The sequence below is a fragment of the Selenomonas sp. KH1T6 genome (assembly GCF_900108415.1).
GTDB classification, from domain to species: domain Bacteria; phylum Bacillota; class Negativicutes; order Selenomonadales; family Selenomonadaceae; genus Selenomonas_B; species Selenomonas_B ruminantium_A.
Window position 1 is genome coordinate 88774 of record NZ_FNWN01000007.1, and the last position, 20638, is coordinate 109411.

Annotated in this window: 19 protein-coding genes; 17 read left to right on the forward strand and 2 right to left on the reverse strand. The window is 55.6% G+C overall.

Features of this window, described 5'->3' with window-relative positions; all coding sequences use genetic code 11:
- Positions 1-66: 66 nt before the first annotated feature.
- The 7 genes from BLW59_RS06730 (at position 67) to BLW59_RS06760 (ending at position 11219) form a co-directional block, all read left to right on the forward strand.
- The gene (locus BLW59_RS06730) at positions 67-3882 is read left to right on the forward strand and encodes a phosphoribosylformylglycinamidine synthase (RefSeq protein WP_074697161.1); all 3816 of its coding nucleotides are present in this window, start codon (positions 67-69) and stop codon (positions 3880-3882) included.
- 173 nt (positions 3883-4055) lie between these two features.
- Complete coding sequence (locus BLW59_RS06735) at positions 4056-5462, forward strand: cache domain-containing protein (protein ID WP_081348423.1); 1407 nt, start codon at positions 4056-4058, stop codon at positions 5460-5462.
- Positions 5463-5562: 100 nt separating this feature from the next.
- The gene (gene ispE, locus BLW59_RS06740; protein WP_074697163.1) at positions 5563-6432 is read left to right on the forward strand and encodes a 4-(cytidine 5'-diphospho)-2-C-methyl-D-erythritol kinase; all 870 of its coding nucleotides are present in this window, start codon (positions 5563-5565) and stop codon (positions 6430-6432) included.
- Between the two features lie 41 nt (positions 6433-6473).
- Positions 6474-7199 carry a GntR family transcriptional regulator gene (locus tag BLW59_RS06745; RefSeq protein ID WP_029540573.1) on the forward strand — a complete coding sequence of 242 codons (726 nt, stop codon included), beginning with the start codon at positions 6474-6476 and terminating at the stop codon, positions 7197-7199.
- A gap of 53 nt (positions 7200-7252) precedes the next feature.
- Positions 7253-8626: a bifunctional UDP-N-acetylglucosamine diphosphorylase/glucosamine-1-phosphate N-acetyltransferase GlmU gene (gene glmU / locus BLW59_RS06750; RefSeq protein ID WP_074697164.1), complete on the forward strand. Its 1374-nt coding sequence runs from the start codon at positions 7253-7255 to the stop codon at positions 8624-8626.
- 153 nt (positions 8627-8779) lie between these two features.
- Positions 8780-9490 carry a hypothetical protein gene (locus BLW59_RS06755; RefSeq protein ID WP_074697165.1) on the forward strand — a complete coding sequence of 237 codons (711 nt, stop codon included), beginning with the start codon at positions 8780-8782 and terminating at the stop codon, positions 9488-9490.
- A gap of 166 nt (positions 9491-9656) precedes the next feature.
- Positions 9657-11219, forward strand: coding sequence for an AAA family ATPase (locus BLW59_RS06760; RefSeq protein ID WP_051650023.1), 1563 nt, complete (start codon positions 9657-9659; stop codon positions 11217-11219).
- Positions 11220-11286: 67 nt separating this feature from the next.
- On the opposite strand, the gene BLW59_RS06765 is transcribed toward BLW59_RS06760, so the two are convergent.
- A complete protein-coding gene (locus BLW59_RS06765; RefSeq protein ID WP_029540550.1) occupies positions 11287-12561 on the reverse strand; it encodes a hypothetical protein in 1275 nt (424 codons plus the stop codon).
- A 285-nt stretch (positions 12562-12846) separates the two neighbouring features.
- Here BLW59_RS06765 and infC point away from each other — a divergent pair, with 285 nt between their 5' ends.
- The 4 genes from infC to BLW59_RS06785 all read left to right on the forward strand — a co-directional run bounded on the left by infC (position 12847) and on the right by BLW59_RS06785 (position 14916).
- Positions 12847-13407, forward strand: a complete 561-nt coding sequence (infC, locus tag BLW59_RS06770) for a translation initiation factor IF-3 (RefSeq protein WP_074697166.1) — start codon at positions 12847-12849, stop codon at positions 13405-13407.
- A 26-nt stretch (positions 13408-13433) separates the two neighbouring features.
- Positions 13434-13631, forward strand: coding sequence for a 50S ribosomal protein L35 (gene rpmI, locus BLW59_RS06775; protein WP_029540547.1), 198 nt, complete (start codon positions 13434-13436; stop codon positions 13629-13631).
- Positions 13632-13677: 46 nt separating this feature from the next.
- A complete protein-coding gene (gene rplT, locus BLW59_RS06780) occupies positions 13678-14031 on the forward strand; it encodes a 50S ribosomal protein L20 (protein WP_074697167.1) in 354 nt (117 codons plus the stop codon).
- 78 nt (positions 14032-14109) lie between these two features.
- Positions 14110-14916 carry a TrmH family RNA methyltransferase gene (locus tag BLW59_RS06785; protein ID WP_318258396.1) on the forward strand — a complete coding sequence of 269 codons (807 nt, stop codon included), beginning with the start codon at positions 14110-14112 and terminating at the stop codon, positions 14914-14916.
- 1 nt (position 14917) lies between these two features.
- Here the strand turns inward: BLW59_RS06785 and BLW59_RS06790 are convergent, their stop codons facing one another.
- Entirely contained in the window at positions 14918-15628 is a 711-nt protein-coding gene (locus tag BLW59_RS06790) for a thiamine diphosphokinase (protein WP_074697168.1), read from the reverse strand.
- A 124-nt stretch (positions 15629-15752) separates the two neighbouring features.
- Between BLW59_RS06790 and BLW59_RS06795 the strand changes: the two genes are divergently transcribed.
- From BLW59_RS06795 to BLW59_RS06820, 6 genes are all read left to right on the forward strand, one after another.
- Positions 15753-16427 carry a metal-dependent hydrolase gene (locus tag BLW59_RS06795; protein WP_029540541.1) on the forward strand — a complete coding sequence of 225 codons (675 nt, stop codon included), beginning with the start codon at positions 15753-15755 and terminating at the stop codon, positions 16425-16427.
- 7 nt (positions 16428-16434) lie between these two features.
- On the forward strand, positions 16435-17403 hold the full coding sequence (miaA, locus tag BLW59_RS06800; protein ID WP_074697169.1) for a tRNA (adenosine(37)-N6)-dimethylallyltransferase MiaA: 969 nt from the start codon (positions 16435-16437) through the stop codon (positions 17401-17403).
- Positions 17404-17405: 2 nt separating this feature from the next.
- Positions 17406-17675, forward strand: coding sequence for an RNA chaperone Hfq (gene hfq / locus BLW59_RS06805; protein ID WP_074697170.1), 270 nt, complete (start codon positions 17406-17408; stop codon positions 17673-17675).
- Positions 17675-18127, forward strand: coding sequence for a dUTP diphosphatase (gene dut, locus BLW59_RS06810; protein WP_074697171.1), 453 nt, complete (start codon positions 17675-17677; stop codon positions 18125-18127). Before hfq ends, dut begins: the two co-directional genes overlap by 1 nt.
- A 133-nt stretch (positions 18128-18260) precedes the next feature.
- A complete protein-coding gene (locus BLW59_RS06815) occupies positions 18261-19928 on the forward strand; it encodes a 2-isopropylmalate synthase (RefSeq protein WP_074697192.1) in 1668 nt (555 codons plus the stop codon).
- A 99-nt stretch (positions 19929-20027) separates the two neighbouring features.
- On the forward strand, positions 20028-20612 hold the full coding sequence (locus BLW59_RS06820; protein ID WP_074697193.1) for a ComEA family DNA-binding protein: 585 nt from the start codon (positions 20028-20030) through the stop codon (positions 20610-20612).
- The last annotated feature ends 26 nt before the right edge of the window (positions 20613-20638 follow it).

The window sequence follows — 20638 nt, forward strand, 5'->3', positions numbered from 1 at the left end:
ATATATTAAATTTCAATTTTATTGCCGTGTCACTTGTGTATGATGGTTTGGAGGAAACAGGCACTCATGACGGTAAGAAGACTTTTCGTGGAAAAAAGACAGGGTTATTTCGATATTCCTGCCCAGCAGCTCTGCAGCGACCTCAAGGAAACTTTTGGCCTTAGGGATCAGCTCAAGGCTGTCCGCATTATCCAGAGGTATGATATCGAAGGCCTTGATGATGAGGAATATGCCAGGGTGCGGCCGGTGGTGTTCGCCGAGCCCCCGGTGGATGTGATCTATGAAGAAAAACTGCCCAATTTCCCCAATTCACGGATGTTTGCCGTCGAATACCTGCCGGGCCAGTATGACCAGGCCGCCGACTCTGCCGCCCAGTGCGTGCAGCTGGTGACCCAGAAGGAGCGCCCCGAGATCCGCACCGCCCGCTGCATCGTGCTGGTGGGTGATGTGAGCCGCGAGGTCTTCGAGAAAATCAAGGCCTACTGCATCAATGAGGTGGAGTGCCGGGAGGCAGCGCTTGAAAAGCCGGAATCCCTGGTGCAGCACTATGAGGAGCCCGAGGACGTGGAAGTGCTGGAGGGCTTCGGTAGCCTCAATATGCAGGAACTGGCAGCCTTCCACAAGGAGCGCGGTTTTGCCATGAGCCTGGAGGATCTGGCCTTCTGCCAGAAGTATTTCTTCGAGCAGGAGATCCGCAATCCTACCCTTACGGAACTGCGGGTCATCGATACTTACTGGTCTGACCACTGCCGTCATACCACCTTTACCACGGCTATTGACGAAATCAAGATTGACGAGGGCTATTTCAGCCCTGCCCTGGAAAAGGCTTATGGCCTCTATCAGCAGGACAGGACGGATATCTACCGGGACGAGGAGCGCCCCGTGACCCTTATGGACCTGGCCGTCATCGGCATGAAGGCCCTGCGCCGGGCAGGCAAGCTGGACGACCTGGACCAGTCTGAGGAAATCAACGCCTGCAGCATTGTGGTGAAGGCTGATGTGGGGGGACAGGATGAAGACTGGCTGGTGATGTTCAAGAACGAGACCCACAATCACCCCACGGAAATCGAGCCCTTCGGCGGTGCCGCCACCTGTCTGGGTGGCGCTATTCGCGACCCGCTGTCCGGCCGTTCCTATGTCTATCAGGCCATGCGCGTGACTGGTGCGGCTGACCCGCGGGCTGCCTTCAAGGACACCATGCCCGGCAAGCTCCCCCAGAAGAAGATCACCCTGGGGGCGGCTGCAGGCTACAGTGCTTACGGCAACCAGGTGGGCCTGGCCACGGGGCAGGTGCGTGAGGTATATCACCCAGGCTATATGGCCAAGCGCATGGAAATCGGCGCTGTCATTGCGGCAGCTCCCAAGGTGAACGTCATTCGTGAGCGACCGGCTGCCGGCGATGTGATCGTGCTGGTGGGCGGCCGCACCGGCCGTGACGGCTGCGGCGGTGCTACGGGCTCTTCCAAGGAGCATACGGCAGCATCGCTTACTACCTGCGGGGCAGAGGTGCAGAAGGGCAATCCTCCTACGGAGCGCAAGATCCAGCGCCTCTTCCGCAATCCTCAGGTGAGCCGCCTCATCAAGCGCTGCAATGATTTCGGCGCCGGCGGCGTGGCGGTGGCCATTGGCGAGCTGGCTGACGGCCTGGTCATCGACCTGGACGCTGTGAAGAAGAAGTATGCAGGCCTTGACGGCACGGAGCTGGCCATTTCCGAGTCCCAGGAGCGCATGGCTGTGGTGTTGGCCGCTGAGAATGTGGCAGCTTTCAAGCAGTTTGCCGATGAGGAGAATCTGGAAGCTGTGCCGGTGGCTGTGGTTACGGAGAAGCCCCGTCTCATCATGAAGTGGCGCGGCAAGGCCATCGTGCAGATGAACCGCGAGTTCCTGGATACCAACGGCGTGCGCCAGCATGTGACTGCCAAAGTGACCCAGCCGGACAGCGAGCACCGCTATCTCCGGGAGGTGCCGGAGGAAGTGAAGGTTGCAGGGAATGACCTGGAGCAGGCCTGGCTGGCTAATCTTGGCTCCCTCAATGTCTGCAGCCAGAAGGGACTGTCGGAGCGCTTTGACTCCACCATCGGCGGCAATACCGTGCTCATGCCCTTCGGCGGCAAGAAGCAGCTGACTCCTGCCGAGGGCATGGTGGCCAAGCTTCCTGTGCTGGGAGCGGAGACCAAGACCGCTACGGCCATGACCTTCGGCCTTAACCCGGATCTCATGAGCTGGAGCCCCTTCCACGGTTCCCTCTATGCCGTGGTGGAGTCTGCTGCCAAGATGGTGGCTTTGGGCGGCCGTGCTGACCGCATCCGCCTGACCTTCCAGGAGTATTTCGAGAGCCTGGGCAAGGATCCGGAGAAGTGGGGCAAGCCCTTCTCTGCCCTCCTGGGCGCCCTCTATGCCCAGCATGAGCTGGCTATCCCCGCCATCGGCGGCAAGGATTCCATGTCCGGCACCTTCACCAGCAAGGACGGTGAGGAAATCTGCGTGCCGCCCACCCTGGCTGCCTTTGCGGTGGATGTGTTCCCCGCTGACCAGGCCATTTCTCCTGAGTTCAAATACGTGGACAACAAGGTCTATCTGGTGCCCTGCCCCCTGGATGAGCAGGATTTGCCTGACTTTGACCGTTTGAAGGATAACTTTGCCAAGATCAGCCGCCTGACTGAGGACCACAAAGTGTTCTCTGCCCAGAGCGTGGGAGTGGGCGGCATTGCCGCCGCCGTCACCAAGATGTGCCTGGGCAATGGCATTGGCTTTGCTTTCAATATGGAAACCTGGCCCTACAGCCGTGAAGACCTCTTCAAGCCCATGTACGGCTCCATCATCCTGGAAGTGCCGGAAATGGTGCAGGTGGAGGAACTGCTCGCTGGCACCGGCTTCTTCGAGCTGGGCCGGACCACCGGCGGTCCCAGCATGGTCTTCGGGGAGACGGTGGTCATGCTCGCTGATGCAGAGACTGCCTATACGGAGCCTCTGGAGAAGATTTTCCCCACCGAGGCCCGGGCCAAGTCCCTCTTCAAGGAAAAGGCTACCTATGTACCCTATACCAAGGGTACGCCCCTCACTGGCGGTGATACCAAGGTGGCCAAGCCCAAGATCTTCATTCCCGTGTTCCCCGGCACCAACTGCGAGTATGATACCGCCCGTGCCTGGGAGAGGGCAGGGGGCGATCCCCAGACTTTGGTGGTGCGCAATCTCACGCCCCAGGCCACGGCAGAGACCGTGGAGGCCATAGTGAGGGGCATCAAGGAAGCCCAGATTGTCATGCTGCCCGGCGGCTTCAGCGGCGGCGACGAGCCGGACGGCTCCGGCAAGTTCATTGCTGCCATGTTCCGGAATCCCCGCATCCAGGAAGAGATCATGAAGCTCCTGAGGCAGAGGGACGGTCTCATGCTGGGCATCTGCAACGGCTTCCAGGCCCTCATCAAGCTGGGCCTGGTGCCCTACGGTGAGATCCGCGACCTGTCCGACAGCTCGCCTACCCTTACCCACAACAGCATTGGCCGCCATGTGTCCTGCATGGTGCAGACCAGGGTTTCTTCCAATCTTTCTCCCTGGTTCAACAACGTGCAGGTGGGAGATGTGCATACCATTGCCGTATCCCACGGCGAAGGACGTTTCGTAGCTGACCAGGAAGTGGTGGCCAAGATGCGCATACGGGGACAGATTGCCACCCAGTATGTGGATCAGTTCGGCAATCCCACTCTGGATATGCCCTACAACCCCAACGGCTCTGTCAACGCCATCGAAGGCATCACCAGCCCCGATGGCCGCGTCCTGGGCAAGATGGGCCACTCCGAGCGCATCGGCGAGAGCGTAGCCCTGAACGTGCCGGGGGCCAAGGACCAGCAGCTCTTTGAAGCTGGGGTCAGGTACTACAAGTAAGATATTCTTTGCTGCAGACAGCCATGAGAGTCTTCTCTTGTGGCTGTTTTTAATTGTTTCGCACGGAGTTTTTTTGCAGGGAGATTTAAGGAATTGTAGAACTTATATTATCAACGGAATCTACAAATGTCTTTGGTCGAAAAGGCAAAATATCTTGTAGGTGAGGGATTTCGATGATGCAGTTCAGATCGATGCAATCTCGTTTGACTATGATATTCATTGGCATATCCCTGCTGACTATGCTGATCTTGGGAGCTGTCAGCGTTTATGGCGCTGTGCAGGAGAATCAGCGCATGATGCGGGAGTTTCGCAAGGATATGGAGAAAAATGCCGAGCTGCAGCTGGAATGGCAGACCCATTCGGCCTGGAGTGTAGTGGAAACCTGCTATCAGGCTCAGATGCGTGGTGAGGTTACCCAGGAACAGGCTATGCAGCGGGCAGCTGACCTGGTGCGGAATATGCGCTATGACAATGGACAGGGGTACTTTACCATCGACACGGATGAGGGAGTGAATGTGGTGCTGCTGGGGACGGAAGTTGAGGGCAAGCCCCGCCTGGAGTCCCAGGACCCGGAGGGGCGCTATTTCATCCGTGAGATGATCAATCAGGCCAAAGAGGGGGGAGGCTTCTCGGAGTTCATGTTCCCCAAGCCAGGTACCGAAAAGCCTCTGCCCAAGCTCTATTACACGATGGAATTTTTCCCCTATCATTGGGTGATTGGCACAGGCATCTGGATTGACCAGATTGACCGCCGGGTAGTCATGCGGGAAAAGGCCTTTATGGAGAATATGAAGGAGCACGTTGCCCGCATGCTTACGGGACTTGTGCTGCTGGAAGCGCTTTTCGTGCTGCTGGCGGTTTACACAGGGGGGAAGCTGGCTTATCCCATCCAGGTGGCAACGAAGCGCATGAAGGAACTGGGAGAGGGCGTGCTCAAGATGGATGAGCAGACCGAGGCCCAGATGCAGGAGATGTCCAGGCGGGATGATGAACTGGGGGCCATGAGCCGCGCTATGAGCGAGATGAACAAGAATCTCTACAAGAATCAGATGCTTATCCTGAGCATGGCCCAGCATGATGTGCTTACAGGATTGGCCAATCGGCGTCATTTTGGGGAGTTCATCAAGCAGTGTTCTGCCGATACCGTGTTTACCCTGATATCCCTGGATTTGGATCACTTCAAGGAGGTCAATGACAATTTCGGCCATCAGACAGGGGATGCAGCCTTGCTGATCCTGGCTGAGGTCTTGAAATTGCAGTTTCCTGATGCCCTGAATGTGCGCATGGGTGGAGATGAGTTCCTGGTGGTGCTCACGGGGAAGGTGCAGAGAGAGTCGGTGGAGGAGCGGCTGGAGTCATTCATGCGGCAGCTGATATCTGTCTATCATCAGGATCCGGGGCTTAATTGCCTGACTGTCAGTGCCGGCATTGCCTATGCTGATGACCAGCCGGTTCCCATTGATGTGCTGATGAACCGCAGCGACCAGGCTTTGTATGCAGCCAAGTCAGACGGCCGCTGCTGCTACCGCGTCTACAGTGAAGAGCTTGAGAACAGGAAAAAAGAGAAGAATAAGCCATGAAGGCGTTTTTGGGTGCAAAGCTAGGCATTCTGTTATTGACAGACCCACAAGCCAAAGGATAATATCATTAGAGAATAACTGACAGATAGGAAGGATTGCTTTGCTGAAAATAGAAGGAAAAGCCAAAATCAACCTGACCCTGGACATACTGGGCAAACGGCCTGACGGGTACCACGAGGTGGCCATGATCATGCAGTCTATTGCCCTGCATGATACCCTCAGCCTGGAGAAGGCGCGGGAGGGCATCGGGCTGAAGATCAATGTGCCCTGGATGAAGGCCGATGAGAGCAATCTGGTCTGGAAGGCAGCGGCTCTGGTGCAGGAGCGATGCGGACTCAAGGGGGGCGTGAATATCCACCTCACCAAGCGCATCCCTGTGGCAGCCGGACTGGCCGGGGGCAGTGCTGATGCGGCGGCGGTGCTCAGGGGCATGGACAGGCTTTACGGTCTGGGGCTTTCTGATGAGGAGCTTTGCGCCCTGGGGGCGGAGCTGGGCTCTGATATCCCCTTTTGCCTGATGGGGGGGACCATGCTGTCCACGGGCAGGGGAGAAGTGCTGCGGCGGCTCAAGGGCATGCCTACTGCCTGGGTGGTGCTGGCCAAGCCCCGGGTTTCCGTGTCCACAGCCTGGGCTTATCAGAACTACGACGAGCAGGGGGCGGAGCGCCACCCTGATAACGATCTGGTGGAGAAAAAAATCATTGCCCAGGACCTCAAAGCCATGGCGCCCTTGTTGTGCAATGTGCTTGAAAGTGTTACTATTAAGAAGTATGAGGTCATAGAGCGCTACAAGAAGCTCATGATGGAAAAAGGGGCGCTGGTGAGCATGATGTCCGGCAGCGGCCCCACTGTCTTCGGCCTGACCGCCAAGAAAAGCGAAGCCCTGCGCATCGCCGGCTTCCTGCGTCATGTGACCCGGGCGGATGTGTTTGTCACCCGCACCAGCGGCTGCGGCACCCGCTTTGTATAAACACTTTCAGTAAAATCCAGAATCAGAATAGGGGAATCGTTATGGACAGGAGATTATCTCCCATCAAGCTTGACAGCTACCAGCCCTTGAGGGAAGTTGTCTGCGAATCACTGCGTGAAGCAATCCGCAACGGCGTCTTGAAGCCCGGGGAGCGGATCATGGAGATACAGCTGGCTGAAGAACTGGGCGTATCCCGCACTCCCGTGCGGGAGGCCATCCGCAAGCTGGAGTTGGAAGGCTATGTGATCATGATGCCCCGCCGGGGTACCTATGTGGCCACCATGTCCATAAGGGATATCAACGAGATCTTTGAAATCCGCACCGCGCTGGAGTCTCTTTCCAATGGCCTGGCAGCTGAGCGCATCACAGATGAGGAGCTGGAGCATCTTCAGCGCCTGCTGGTGATCATCGGGGGCTATATAGCGGATAATGACATTGAGAAAATCGTGGAAACGGATATTGAGTTCCACGACCTCCTGTACCATGCAGCCCGGAATACCAGGCTGGTGGGGGTCATTTCCAATCTGCGCGATCAGCTTACGCGCTTCCGCACTTTGTCCATGTCTTATCCTGGCCGTCTGGAGGCTACGTTGGAGGAGCACAGGGCCATTGTGGAAGCCATCGCCCAGGGGGATGTGAATACAGCCCGCAAGGCGGCAGAAATGCACATGGAAAACTCAGAAAAGACCCTCCTGCAGGCCATGGAAGTGGTGAACAAGAAGCAGGCCAAGGGCAAGAAAACCAGCAAGGCCGCGAAGGAAAAGTAAGGAAAAGTAAGATAAAGTACAGCAGATGTGCTGAAGATAGGAGATAGGATAATATGTCAGATTTGGTAACCATAATCCTTGCCGCCGGCAAGGGCACCCGCATGAAGTCCAAGCTGCCGAAGGTGCTGCACAAGGCAGCCGGCAAAGCCATGCTGCAGCATGTGATAGATGCAGCCAAAGAGGCCGGGGCTGTCCGCAACGTGGTAGTCACTGGTTTTGGCGGCGATGTAGTCCGTGAGACCATGGGGGAGCAGCAGGGTGTGGAATATGTGACCCAGGCTGAGCAGCTTGGTACGGGCCATGCCGTGCTTCAGACCAGGGAATTGCTCTCCGGCACCCAGGGCACGGTCATGGTGCTCTGCGGTGATACGCCCCTGCTCACTGGTGACCTGCTGAAGAAGCTCTATGAGTCCCATCAGGAAGCCGGCGCCAAGGCTACGGTGCTCACGGCCATCATGCCGGATGCAACGGGCTACGGCCGCATTATCCGCAGCGAGGACGGCTCCGTGCTGAAGATTGTGGAGCACAAGGATGCTACGGAAGAGGAGCGCCAGGTGAAGGAAGTCAATTCCGGCATCTATTGCTTCGATATCCAGGCCATGTTCGAGGCTCTGGGTAAGGTTACCAACGACAATGCCCAGGGCGAGTATTACCTGCCGGATGTGCTGGAAATCCTGCGCAGCCAGGGGGAGAAAATCTGGGCTGTGGCTGCAGATGATTACGAGTCCACTCTGGGCATCAATTCCCGTCAGCAGCTGGCTGGCGCTGAGAAGATCCTGCGCCGCCGCAAGAATGAGCAGCTGATGGCAGAGGGCGTCACCCTCATGGACCCGGATACCACCTATGTGGATTTCGATGTGCAGGTGGGACGCGATACCATCATCTATCCCATGACCTGGCTGGAAGCCGGCACGGTCATTGGCGAGGAGTGCGAAATCGGCCCCAGCGTCCGCTTCCAGAATGTGAAGTGCGGCAACAACGTAGTGGGACAGTTCTGCTATGCCCATGACTGCCAGATTGACGATGGCGTGGCTCTGGGCCAGTTCAACCATATCCGTCCTGCTTCCCACCTGGCTGAGGGCGTGAAGATGGGCAACTTCGTGGAAGTGAAGAACTCTACTGTGGGCAAGGGTTCCAAACTGCCGCATCTTTCCTATATCGGTGACTGCGATATGGGTTCCGGGGTGAACATGGGCTGCGGCACCATCACGGTGAACTACGATGGCAAGAAGAAGTTCCGCACCGTTATCGGCAACGATGCCTTTGTGGGCTGCAACTCCAACTTGGTGGCTCCTGTTACCGTGGAGGACGGTGCCTACATCGGCGCTGGCTCTACCATCACCAAGACCGTACCCCAGGGGACGCTGGCCATTGCCCGCGCCCGCCAGAAGAACATCGAGGGCTGGCTGGACAAGCGCAATCAGTAATTGCTTTCAAGCCTTGGAATTCCATTTTTCTTTCAGCAAATTTAAATCTAAATCTAATCCGTCCCTAAAGACTTTTTAATCATTAGGTTTTATACTATTGTCATAGTCAAGGAAAACCAAGATTGTTATCGTTTTAGGAAAGGCGTGAATGAAATGAATGCTATGAAGAAAAAAATGCTGACTGGGATTTTGGCTGGTGCTGTGCTTTTGGGCGGCGGTCTGGGGACCATGTCTGCCCAGGCTGAGACGCCTGAGGGGCACCGCATGCCGTCTCCTCCGATGGCAGGGCAGAAGATGCCGGGCCAGCATCCCAAGGTAGAGATGAATGCTGACGAGGCTGCCAAGCACGTGGCTGAGACCTTTGGCGTGAAGCAGTCAGAGGTGAAGAAGGCCATCGAGGACAAGGAAGATTTCCGCGATATTGGCCAGGCGGCCATGTATGCGAAAATCACCGGCAAATCCTTCAAGGATGTGCTGGCCCTGCACAAGGACCAGAAGGACTGGAGGGAGATCGGCAAATCCCTGGGCGTGACCCATGCCCAGATCAGGGAGGCCATGCTGGAGATGCGGGCCATGCACATAGGTCAGAAGGGCCTGCTGGCCCAGGATAAGGCCCTGGCCCTGCTCAAGAATGGCTACCAGAGCAAGGATATCATGATGGCTGCCGTCCTCGCCAAGGAAAGCGGCAAGGATGTCCAGGCTGTGCTGGACATGAAGAAGATCAACAACCGCTGGAGCGATGTGGCTGACCAGCTGGGGGTTGACAAGAGCAAGCTCCGTCCCGAGGGTGCTCCTCACCACATGGGCGGCCCCCAGGGCGGCCCGCCCCCGGAAATGATGGAGGAAGGGGACGCTCAGGAGTAAGGGACTCTGGTCCAAATAAGTTTTTTGCATACAAGGCTCAGTTATCTACAACTGGGCCTTCTTTTGTGATATAATCAAAAATTGAACAGGTGTCTCACCTGCTCAGGAAAAATTGATAGGTGGTTACCATGCAAGAAATGTATGCACGAGAGGATGGGATATTGGCATGCCGCCTTATATGATGAGAATCCCCTTTGCCCAGAAAATCTTTCACAAGACTGTCTGCTTTGACAGCCCGGTGGAAGAGTTGATGGATATAGCGGATATGAATCACCTGCTGGACGGAAGCGGGGAATCGGCAGATAAATCTCTTTACAGTTTATCTCCCGATGGGGAAATGTCCCTGCCTTGCCAGGACAGGGTGGAGGAAATATATTTTTCCTTCAGGAAGAAAGGTCTGTTCGGTCTTTGTGTCAACTACCGGGCAGACGGCATTACCTATGGTGAGGTCTGCGATCTCATTGTGGGAGTTGACGACCAGGCCAAGGAACATGGGCTGAAGATAACCAGCGTGGAGCTGGCGCAGCGGGCATTCAAGAAAATCTTGAGTCCTTATAGCGTGGAGGCTGTTGGCGACATAAGTGAATGCCTGCCTTCCCTGACATGGACAGATGGTGATGTGGAGATCTGCATTTCGGGACTGAAATGCTCCAAGCACATTACGGTTGAGAGTTATTTTGCCAAAATGGGCAGCATGATCGACCAGATCGATTATGCCGACTGCATTCAGGCCAGAGCCGAGGCAGAGAAAAAAGCCCAGCAGCTGGAAAAAAGGGAAGCCAGCTATGAAGAAGTGGAAGAAGAAAGCCCGGTAGAGGAAGCCCCGGTGCAGACTGAGGAAGAAAAGACCGAGGCTGTCAATGAAGCCGTGGCCAAGGCCAAGGCTAAAGAGCCGGAGCCCAGCTACGAGGAGCTTATGGAGGAGCTCAATTCCCTGGTGGGCTTGGGGCAGGTCAAGAAGGATGTGCAGAGCATCATCAATTCACTGCGCCTCAACAAGCTCCGTGAGAAGCGTGGCTTGCAGCAGGTACCGGTTTCACGGCATCTGGTTTTTGCAGGCAACCCTGGCACAGGCAAGACTACTGTGGCGCGGCTCCTGGCGAAAATCTACAAGGAGCTTGGCATCCTGTCCAAGGGGCAGCTTATCGAGACTGACCGTGCGGGGCTGGTGGGCGAGTACATCGGCTGGACGGCTCCCAAGGTCAAGAAGGTAGTGGAAAGCGCTCTGGGAGGCGTGCTCTTCATCGATGAGGCGTATTCCCTGAACGGGGGAGACGGCAAGGACTTTGGCCGTGAAGCCATTGACACCCTGCTTAAACTCATGGAGGATCACCGTGACAATCTCATTGTCATCGTGGCAGGTTATACGAACCTCATGGGCAAGTTCCTGAGCACCAACCCTGGCCTCAAATCCCGCTTCAACAAGTACATCGAGTTCCCGGACTATAAGCCGGAAGAACTGCTGTCAATCTTTGAGGGCATGTGCGAGAAAGCCCAGTTCGTGCTTTCTGATGAAGCCAAGGATTACCTGGGGGAGTCCTTCAAGGAACTCTACGCCCGCCGCAAGCCGGACTTTGCCAATGGCCGCACCGTGCGCAACTACTTCGAAAAGGCCCTCACCAATCTGGGTGACCGCCTGGCGGAGAGCACGGAGGAGCTCACGGACGAGGATCTCATGACCATCGTGGCAGAGGATGTATGGAGCATTTCCTTTGCCCAGGATACGTGAAAAAGCATAAAGAAGCCTTCCCACAGCTGTCATGAAGCTGTGGGAAGGCTTCTTTTCGTTGCAAGTCTTACTTTTCGGGATGGCGGTTTCGGGCGAGGAACTGGCTGGTTTCCCAGTCTACTTCCCTGATGCCTATGCCTACGGCATGTACCCCCAGCCCGCTGCGGCTGTCTGGATTCTTGATGGCGGCGATGCGCACCAGCTCGTAGAATTCAAGTTCATCGCGGTGCACCATGAAAAGATGGGTGATCAGCCTCTTTTCTCCCATGGCCTGGTGGATTGCCTCGGGGTGCATGAACTTCAGAAATGCTTCCCGATCAGCTTCCACCACGAAGGATTTCGCATATTCTTCCATGGTATCCAGGAAGGTGAATTTCTGGCCTGGGGTCAGGCTGCAGTCAAGACCGATGGCTTTGTGGCAGGTACCTTCGCCAGTGTCCAGATCAAGATAGTAGACATTGCGGTAGTCTGAGCCAAGGGCGGTGATGATGTTATTGGCCTTGGAGCTGGAATCCTCCCAATAGCGGCGCAGCCCGTCTCTGACTTCCTGCACCCGTTCGTGCAGATTGCCCAGGTTGGTTTCATCTTTCCTGGGGGGCTGATGTTCATCTCCCTGGGCTTCAATATCGGCCACTGCCCAGGTAAGTTCACTGAGGTCATGGGACAGGTCGCTGAGATTCTTCGTCATGTCCCGCAATCTGCTCCGCAGGCTGCGTGTAGCCACCAGTACCAGCAAGATGCAGAGGCCTGTGGAAATCGCCAGGCAGAAAGCGATGGTGCGCGTCTGTTTGGCAAGTTCGTTGTCATACCATTCGGCATCGAAATCCACGGCCACGATGCCTGCCACTTTGCCATCGGAGCCCAATACCGGGCTGTAGGCGCTGTAGAAGCTGCCCCATTCATCGGTATATGGTTCCTCGTCCACGGCTGACTGGCCCAGGCTGGCCTGATAAAGGGCGTCCGTGTAGACCACCGGCGAGCCGAATTCTCCCGGGTCTTCTATGGTGGGGTCTACGGAAAAGACAAACTGCTTGTTGCCGATGTACTGCACGCAGTAGATGTATTTCAGGTCTATATTGTTCTGGAAATACGCCAGGGTATCATTTACCTGCTGATAGTCAGGCTTGCCCTTGTCTTCGGCTTTGAGGGCTTTGAGCTTGTCGCCGTCCAGCATGTCTGCAGCTGTTTTAGATATGTCCAGCATGCGGTTCTGGATCAGCACTTTCATGGCTGAGCGGGACTGGCCTGTCAGCATGAAGCCCAGCAGGGCATTGGCTGCCAGCAGGACGGCCAGGGCCAGGCCCACGAGCAGGAGGGTATTGTCTGATTGTGCCTTTTTCATGATAGATATCACTCCGAAATCTTTTCCGAGCCAATAGTTATCCTCTTGAATCCTGCTATTTCGACATCGTCGCGGCAAAGTCCTGCCCTGTTTTTCCATGATAAGAAAATCCTTGACACCTGGCCTGCAAAATGGTAAACTACCCATTGTTGAGCAAGTAGAGCCACCGCTCTCACCTGTCGGCTGAAGGCCGTTTGGGTTCATAATGTGAGATTATGGAGAGGTGGCGTATGCCATCTCTCTTTTTGCTAAAGACGATTACTTTAATTAGGAGGTGTTTTTACTATTAGCAGGGAATCATTACGCATCAATGAGCAGATTCACATCCGTGAGGTCCGCGTCACCAGCGCTACCGGCGAGCAGCTGGGCATCATGCCCACCCGCGAGGCTCTCCGCATGGCTGAGGAGCAGCATCTGGACCTGGTGGAGGTTGCTCCCAAGGCTAAGCCCCCTGTCTGCCGCATCATGGATTTCGGCAAGTACCGCTATGAGCAGCAGAAGCGCGAGAAGGAAGCCAAGAAGAAGCAGAAGACCATCAGCATCAAGGAGGTCAAGCTTCGCCCCAACATCGAGCAGCATGACTTCGATGTGAAGGTCAAGAATGCTGTCCGCTTTGTCCAGGAGGGCAACAAGGTCAAGGTCACCATCATGTTCCGTGGCCGTGAGCTGAGCCATCCTGAGCTGGGCAGGGAAATCCTTGACCGGGTGGCAGCAACCCTGGGAGACACGGTTTCTGTGGAGCGCAATGCAAAGCTTGAGGGCAAGAACATGACCATGATTCTGGCTCCCAAGGCACAGAAGGCCAAGAAGCCTCAGGCGCAGGCACCCGCTGAGGATGCTGAATAAGAAAGAATTTTGAGGAGGAAAACATAATGCCGAAGATCAAGACCCGTCGTGCAGCTGCTAAGCGTTTCACTATGACCGGCAGCGGCGAAATCAAGCGTAACAAGGCTTTCAAGAGCCACATCCTGGAGAAGAAGAGCCCGAAGCGTAAGCGTAACCTGCGCAAGGCTGCCCTTGCTTCCGAGGCTGATTACAGCCGCATCAAGAGCATGCTGCCCTACGCATAATCATTGATAGCTACGTAAGTTCTGATAGATATTAGGAGGAAATACAATGCCAAGAGTTAAAGTCGGCGTGACTGCACATCGTCGTCATAAGAAGATTCTGAAGCTCGCCAAGGGCTACAAGGGTTCCAAGAGCAAGCAGTTCAAGAAGGCCAATGAGACTGTCATGAAGGCCCTCTACTATGCACGTCGTGACCGTCGTGCCAAGAAGGGCGAGTTCCGTCGTATCTGGATTGCCCGCATCAACGCTGCTGCCCGCCTGAACGGCATGTCCTACAGCCGTCTCGTGTGCGGCCTGACCAAGGCTGGCGTTGAGGTCAACCGCAAGATGCTGGCTGACCTGGCTGTGTCCGACAGCGCTGCTTTCGCCAAGCTCGTTGCTGTGGCTAAGGAGAACCTGTAATTTATTACAGTAAATCAAAATGGGTTGACAGGATTGATTCCTGTCAGCCCATTTTTTAGCAACTGAAAGGAGTCTCCTATGGACTTCATGCACATTGAAAGCGATGCCAACAAAAAAATAAAATTAGCAGCTTCGCTTCACCAAAGAAAGAGCCGGGAGAAGGAGGGCCTTTTTCTGGCCGAGGGCGTGCGCCTTTGCGAAATGGCAGCGGAATCTTCATGGAAAATAAGGTTCGCCCTTGTGACTGATCAGTTATTGTCAACGGAACGGGGCAGGACACTGGCTGATAGATTATCCTCAATCACAGAAGTCTGCCTTGCAACAGAGAAAATCTTCCTCAAGGCCGCCACCACCGAACAGCCCCAGGGCATTCTCCTGGTCGTGGAGCAGCAAAAAAACAGCCTGCAGGATTTGCAGGCTGCGGAAAATCCTCTCTATGTGGTCCTGGACGGAGTGCAGGACCCGGGCAATGTGGGCACCATAATCCGCACGGCAGATGCCGCCGGAGCTTCTGCTGTGCTTTGCACCAAGGGGACGGCAGATGTGTTTTCTGACAAAGTGGTGCGCTCTACCATGGGCTCCCTGTTTCACCTGCCCATCATCGGCGGGCTGAAGTCAGATGAAGTCATCGGATTTGCCAGGGGGCGTGAGTGCTCGCTGCTGGTTACCGCCCTTGATGAAACTGCCAAGCCCCTTTATAAGCGTAACCTTGCCCAGCCTGTCATGATGGTCTTCGGCAATGAAGGCAACGGTGTCTCCCCCGAGTTGCTGAAGGCAGGGGAGAAGACCTACATACCCATGGTGGGCGGTGCCGAGTCATTGAATGTGGGCGTGTCAGCGGCAGTAGCCCTGTTCGAGGCCCTGAGGCAGAGAAATTACAGCTGAATCATTCCCAGCAGAGATAAACCCCCAAGGTGCCGCGCCCGAGGCTGACGGAGAAGGTGCTTTCACCGTCAGCCAGCCTGTTGCTGGTGGCGTTGGGCACCCCCTGCAAGAGCAGGGCCTCCGTGAGTTCCCAGTGCAGTCCCCGGCAGGTGACTCCCTGGCAGCGGGAGCTGAAGGGAATCAGGGATACTGCCGTGGGTCGTTCATGGCAGGTCAGGGCAATTTCCTCCTGGCCGTGGAGGTAGAAAAGGGCTTCGCTTTCATCTGCTACTATGCACTGCAAGGGGGAAAAGGCGCAGGTGAAGAGGGTGTTGTAGGCGTGGTCGAAGCGTCCGCCCATGGCACCTGCCAGCAGCACGCTTTTCACGCCCTGTTCCTGTGCCTTGAGCAGGGCCAGCTGGGTATCTGTGTAGTCCTTGTCCTGGGGGAAGCGGTCTGCCTTTATGGCGCTGCTTTCCGCCCAGGCCAGCGCTTCTGTTGATACGCTGTCACCGTCACCAAGAAGATATGAGGGCTTCAGGCCGCTTCTGAACAAGCTGTCCAGCCCGTGGTCCGCCGCCCAGAGAGTACGCCCCTGGGCGGCTTTTTGCAGCCAGGAGCTTTCCGGCGGGCGTCCGCCTGCCACCAGCAGGTGGCTTGGCTCCGGTCCTTTGGGAAGCAGGGCGGTGAGTTGTGGCAAGTGCAGGGAAGCGGGAGAAATATTTTTTTCCATGGCAATGACCTCTATTTGTGTGTTGGGTTTTTGTTTAGGTTTTATTTTATATATGGTATAATAACAGTGCTATATGATACATAATAGCATAGGCTGAGGGGGATAATAAAGGAGGACTTACACAATGGTTAAGTTTTCGTACTACGGACATTCGGCATTCCTTCTTGATGATGGCAAACATAAAGTTTTGGTAGACCCGTTCCTCACCGGTAATCCTAAAGCTACGGTGAAACCTGAAAATGTGAAATGCGACTTCGTGCTGGTCAGCCATGCCCATGGCGACCATCTGGGCAATGCTCCGGAGATTGCCTACAACACCGGGGCAGGTCTCATCACCACGCCGGAGGTCATTTCGGAAGCTGAGAGCGTTGGCCACCTGACCTGCTATCCCATGAATCTGGGAGGCTCCCTTGACCTGCCCTTTGGCTGTGTGCGCATGACCATGGCTCTGCACAGTGCAGGGGTTCCGGGAGGCACGCCCTGCGGCTTTGTCATAAATATCGGCGGCCTCAACATCTACTATGCCGGAGATACCGCCCTGTTCAGCGATATGCAGCTGATAGGCAAGCGTGACAGGATTGATTATGCAGTGCTGCCCATTGGGGACAACTACACCATGGGCATCGAGGATGCAGTCCAGGCGGTCAAGTTCCTGGGGGCAAGGCATGTCATTCCTGTCCATTACAACACCTGGCCGGTTATCGCCCAGGATGCGCAGGAGTTCAAGGCCCTGGCGGAGAAGGAAACACAGGCCAAAGTCCTGATTGTGGAACCCGGCGGGGAATTGGAATTAGCATAAAGGATAAATGAACATAGATACCAAGGAAAAGAAAGACAGGCTCATAGTCATATTGGGACCTACTGCTGTGGGGAAGACTGCTCTCTCCATTGCCCTGGCCAAAGAACTGGGGACGGAAATCATCTCCGGGGACTCCATGCTGGTGTATAAGGGCTTTGACATCGGCTCTGCCAAGCCCAGCCAGGAGGAGCAGGAGGGGGTGCCACATCACCTGATAGATATCCGGGAGCCCTGGGAAAACTACGGGGTGACGGATTTCGTCAGCGAGGCAGCCCACTGCATCAGGGAGATAAATGCCAGGGGGAAGGTTCCCATCCTGGCAGGCGGCACGGGCCTTTATGTGAAGGCCCTGCTGGAAGGCTATGAGTTCAACGACACCGATGGGCACGAGGAGTATCGTGCCTATCTTGAAGACCTGGGACGCAAAAAAGGCAAGGAGTATGTCCACAGCCTGCTTTCTGAGGTTGACCCGCAGTCGGCAGAGCGCCTTCATGTCAATGATTTCCGCCGGGTTATCCGTGCCCTGGAGGTGCAGCACTTCGGCGGAGAGCAGATTTCCCAAAGGCGGCAGGCAGGGAACGGCGAGCTAAGCCGTGAGGAACTTTGCTATGAGACAATAGTGATAGGCCTTGAGCGTGACAGGCAGGAGCTTTACGAGCGCATAAACAGGCGCGTGGAGCTGATGTTTGAAGCAGGGCTGGAAGACGAGGTACGGAGGCTGCTGGAGGGCGGCCTTGCCCGTGATACTCAGGCTATGAAGGGCATCGGCTACAAGGAGACTGCCAGCTATCTCTCAGGGGAAATGAGCCGGGAGGAAGCCATAGAACTTATCCAGAAATCCACCCGGCACTTTGCCAAGCGGCAGCTCACCTGGTACAGGAAGATGCCCTATATAGAATGGTTGGCAGCAGACCAGCCTGTGGGAGAATTATTGAAGAATTGCCATGAGAAGATGAAGGAAATATGGGGGGCGTAAATATGGTAAAGAAGAATAACACCGATTTGCAGGATACTTTTCTCAACAACGTGCGCAAGAACAATATCCAGGTGACCATCCATCTGGTAAACGGCTTCCAGATCAAGGGCATGGTGAAAGGCTTTGACAACTTCGTCATCATGATGGACGTCATGGGCCGCCAGCAGATGGTCTACAAGCACGCCGTCTCCACCGTCAGCCCGGCCAGGCCGGTGAATACCTTCAGGCCTGAAGGGGAGGAGACGGAAGAAGCATCTGGTGAGGCAGATTGATGGCAGTGCGCGGTTTTGAAATAGTTGGCGCCTATGCGGGGAAGGGGATTGAGCTTCCCTGCCGGGGCACGGCTTCCAGTGCGGGCTATGACCTTTCTGCTGCTGAGAGCATGGTGATTGCTCCCGGTGAGATGGCTATGGTGCCTACGGGGGTCAAGGCTTATATGCAGGCTGACGAGGTGCTGTATATCCATATCCGTTCCAGCCTGGCTGTGAAGCGGCAGCTGGTGCTCATGAACAGCGTGGGGGTTGTGGACGCGGACTACTATAATAATCCCGACAATGAGGGGCACATCTTCATCGCTCTCTGGAACAGGGGCAAGGAGCCTGTGGAGCTGGCTGCCGGGGAGCGGCTGGCTCAGGGGGTGTTCATGAAGTACCTCACAGTTGATGGGGATACCGCGGGAGCAGGGAAAGACAGGCAGGGAGGTTTTGGCTCCACGGGCAAATGATTCTTTTATAGAGTACATTTGTCTCTTATTTTCTTCTTGAAGAATACTTGGTTTACAAAATTATACAAAATACTTGCTATAATCCGGCCTGTGTGTTATCGTAGTATACGATATATGGAGGGATGCTTTGATGATGAACTATCAGAAATACAGCAAGGGTTATTTCATGCCGCCGGAAATAGATTTGGAATGGGCAAAGAAGGACGCGCCTGACCATGCGCCTGTGTGGTGCAGCGTGGACCTGCGTGACGGGAATCAGTCCCTAATCATTCCCATGAGCCTGGAGGAGAAGCTGGAATTCTACAAGATGCTCCTCAAGGTGGGCTTCAAGGAAATCGAGATCGGCTTCCCTGCGGCTTCGGAGACTGAGTATGAGTTCCTGCGCCGCCTGGTGGAGGAGGACCTGATTCCTGATGACGTGACCATCCAGGTGCTGACCCAGGCCCGTGAGCACATCATCAAGAAGACCTTCGAGGCCTTGAAGGGCGTGAAGAACGCCATTGTCCACGTTTATAACTCCACTTCCGTGGCCCAGCGGGAGCAGGTTTTCAAGATGTCCAAAGAGGAAATCAAGGAAATCGCCGTGGAAGGGGCCAAGCTGCTGAAGCAGCTGACGGAAGAGGCCGGGGCCAATTATCGCTTTGAGTATTCTCCTGAGAGCTTCACCGGCACGGAGCCGGAATATGCTCTGGAGGTCTGCAATGCGGTGCTGGATGTTTGGCAGCCTACTGCTGACCGCAAGGCTATCATCAACCTGCCTGTGACGGTGGAAATGTCTATGCCTCATGTCTATGGCATGCAGGTGGCATACATCAACAAGCACCTCAAGTATCGTGACAATGTGGTGCTGTCCCTGCATCCCCACAATGATCGGGGCTGCGGCGTGGCAGATACGGAAATGGGCCTCTTGGCCGGCGCTGACCGGGTGGAGGGCACTCTCTTCGGCAATGGTGAGCGTACGGGCAATGTGGATATCATCACCGTGGGCATGAATATGTTTGCTCTGGGGATTGACCCTGGACTGGATTTCTCCAATATGCCTGAGCTGGTTGACCTCTATGAGAATGTCACCCGCATGCAGGTCAGCCCCCGCCAGCCCTATGCTGGCAAGCTGGTTTTCGCCGCTTTCTCCGGCTCTCATCAGGATGCCATTGCCAAGGGCATGAAGTGGAAGGAAGAGAAGAACCCGGACAAGTGGACCCTGCCCTACCTCTACATCGACCCCAAGGATGTGGGTCGGGAGTACGATGGGGATGTCATCCGCATCAACAGCCAGTCCGGCAAGGGCGGCGTGGGCTTCATCATGGAGCAGAAGTACGGCATCGATATGCCCAAGAAGATGCGGGAGGACTTTGGCTACTGTGTCAAGAGCGTTTCCGACCACAAGCACAAGGAGCTTATGCCAGAGGAAATCTACAAGATTTTCATGGAGGAATATGTCAATGTCACCAGCCCTTATCAGCTGGTTGACTTCCTGCTGAAAAAGGAACCGGACGGCACCCGCAAGGGCACCGTGGACCTTATCGTAGATGGCCAGTCGGAAACCTTCGTGGCCAAGGGCAATGGCCGTCTGGATGCGGTGTCCAACGCCCTGCAGAAGAACCTGGGCATCAGCTACAAGGACGTGACCTACAGCGAGCACGCCCTGGAACTGGGCCAGAACTCCCGGGCTATGGCCTACATCGGCATAGTCACGGAAGAAGGCCGTACCGTCTGGGGAGCTGGTCTCGACACGGATATCATCACCGCTTCCATCCAGGCCCTCTTCAGCGCCATCAACCGCATGAAGACTGGCAAGTAAATAAAGATAATGAAAAATCTCCTGTCATCTGGCAGGAGATTTTTTAGTGGTATAGAAGCCTATGGGAAAAGCCTGACTGAATTTTGGGGAGGGATGCTCGTGCCCATGTTCAAACGCTCCATGATGATATTGCTGCTGCTGGGGACCATGGCAGCAGGGGGGCTCATGTATGGCTATTCGGAGCAAGACTCTGCGGTGAAGCTTTCTCCGGGTGAGAGCCGGAGCGCGGAAGTGCCTGCTCATGAAATCACCGTCTACGTCACCGGAGCCGTGAACCGCCCCGGGGTGGTGACCCTCAAGGAAGGAGCCCGCATAGGTGACGCGGTGAACAGCTGCGGGGGGGTGCTCCCCACCGGGGATGCCGAGCGCATTAATATGGCGCAGGTCCTGAAGGATGGGCAGAAGGTGCAGGTGCCGGAAAAAGCCCAGGTCACCAGAGCGGCAGGTGCAGACAAATCTAAATCCGCTAATAACGGCAAGTCCGACGCAGGGGAACTTATCAATATCAACACCGCCGATGCCCAGGCCTTGGACAGCCTGCCGGGGGTAGGCCCCTCCACCGCGCAGAAAATCATAGAATACCGTGAGACAGAGGGGGGCTTTCAGGATATCTCCGATCTGAAGAAAATCAAGGGCATAGGGGAGGCGAAGTTTGCCAAGCTCAAGGACAAGGTGTGCATCTGATGAAAGCCTTCCCCTTGAGGGGAAGG

Coding starts and splice junctions, on each gene's coding strand:
- BLW59_RS06730 (WP_074697161.1), top strand. CDS start 67: ATGACGGTAAGAAGACTTTTCGTGGAAAAAAGACAGGGTTATTTCGAT.
- BLW59_RS06735 (WP_081348423.1), top strand. CDS start 4,056: ATGATGCAGTTCAGATCGATGCAATCTCGTTTGACTATGATATTCATT.
- BLW59_RS06745 (WP_029540573.1), top strand. CDS start 6,474: ATGGACAGGAGATTATCTCCCATCAAGCTTGACAGCTACCAGCCCTTG.
- glmU (WP_074697164.1), top strand. CDS start 7,253: ATGTCAGATTTGGTAACCATAATCCTTGCCGCCGGCAAGGGCACCCGC.
- BLW59_RS06755 (WP_074697165.1), top strand. CDS start 8,780: ATGAATGCTATGAAGAAAAAAATGCTGACTGGGATTTTGGCTGGTGCT.
- BLW59_RS06760 (WP_051650023.1), top strand. CDS start 9,657: ATGCCGCCTTATATGATGAGAATCCCCTTTGCCCAGAAAATCTTTCAC.
- BLW59_RS06765 (WP_029540550.1), bottom strand. CDS start 12,561: ATGAAAAAGGCACAATCAGACAATACCCTCCTGCTCGTGGGCCTGGCC.
- rpmI (WP_029540547.1), top strand. CDS start 13,434: ATGCCGAAGATCAAGACCCGTCGTGCAGCTGCTAAGCGTTTCACTATG.
- rplT (WP_074697167.1), top strand. CDS start 13,678: ATGCCAAGAGTTAAAGTCGGCGTGACTGCACATCGTCGTCATAAGAAG.
- BLW59_RS06785 (WP_318258396.1), top strand. CDS start 14,110: ATGGACTTCATGCACATTGAAAGCGATGCCAACAAAAAAATAAAATTA.
- BLW59_RS06790 (WP_074697168.1), bottom strand. CDS start 15,628: ATGGAAAAAAATATTTCTCCCGCTTCCCTGCACTTGCCACAACTCACC.
- BLW59_RS06795 (WP_029540541.1), top strand. CDS start 15,753: ATGGTTAAGTTTTCGTACTACGGACATTCGGCATTCCTTCTTGATGAT.
- miaA (WP_074697169.1), top strand. CDS start 16,435: ATGAACATAGATACCAAGGAAAAGAAAGACAGGCTCATAGTCATATTG.
- hfq (WP_074697170.1), top strand. CDS start 17,406: ATGGTAAAGAAGAATAACACCGATTTGCAGGATACTTTTCTCAACAAC.
- dut (WP_074697171.1), top strand. CDS start 17,675: ATGGCAGTGCGCGGTTTTGAAATAGTTGGCGCCTATGCGGGGAAGGGG.
- BLW59_RS06815 (WP_074697192.1), top strand. CDS start 18,261: ATGAACTATCAGAAATACAGCAAGGGTTATTTCATGCCGCCGGAAATA.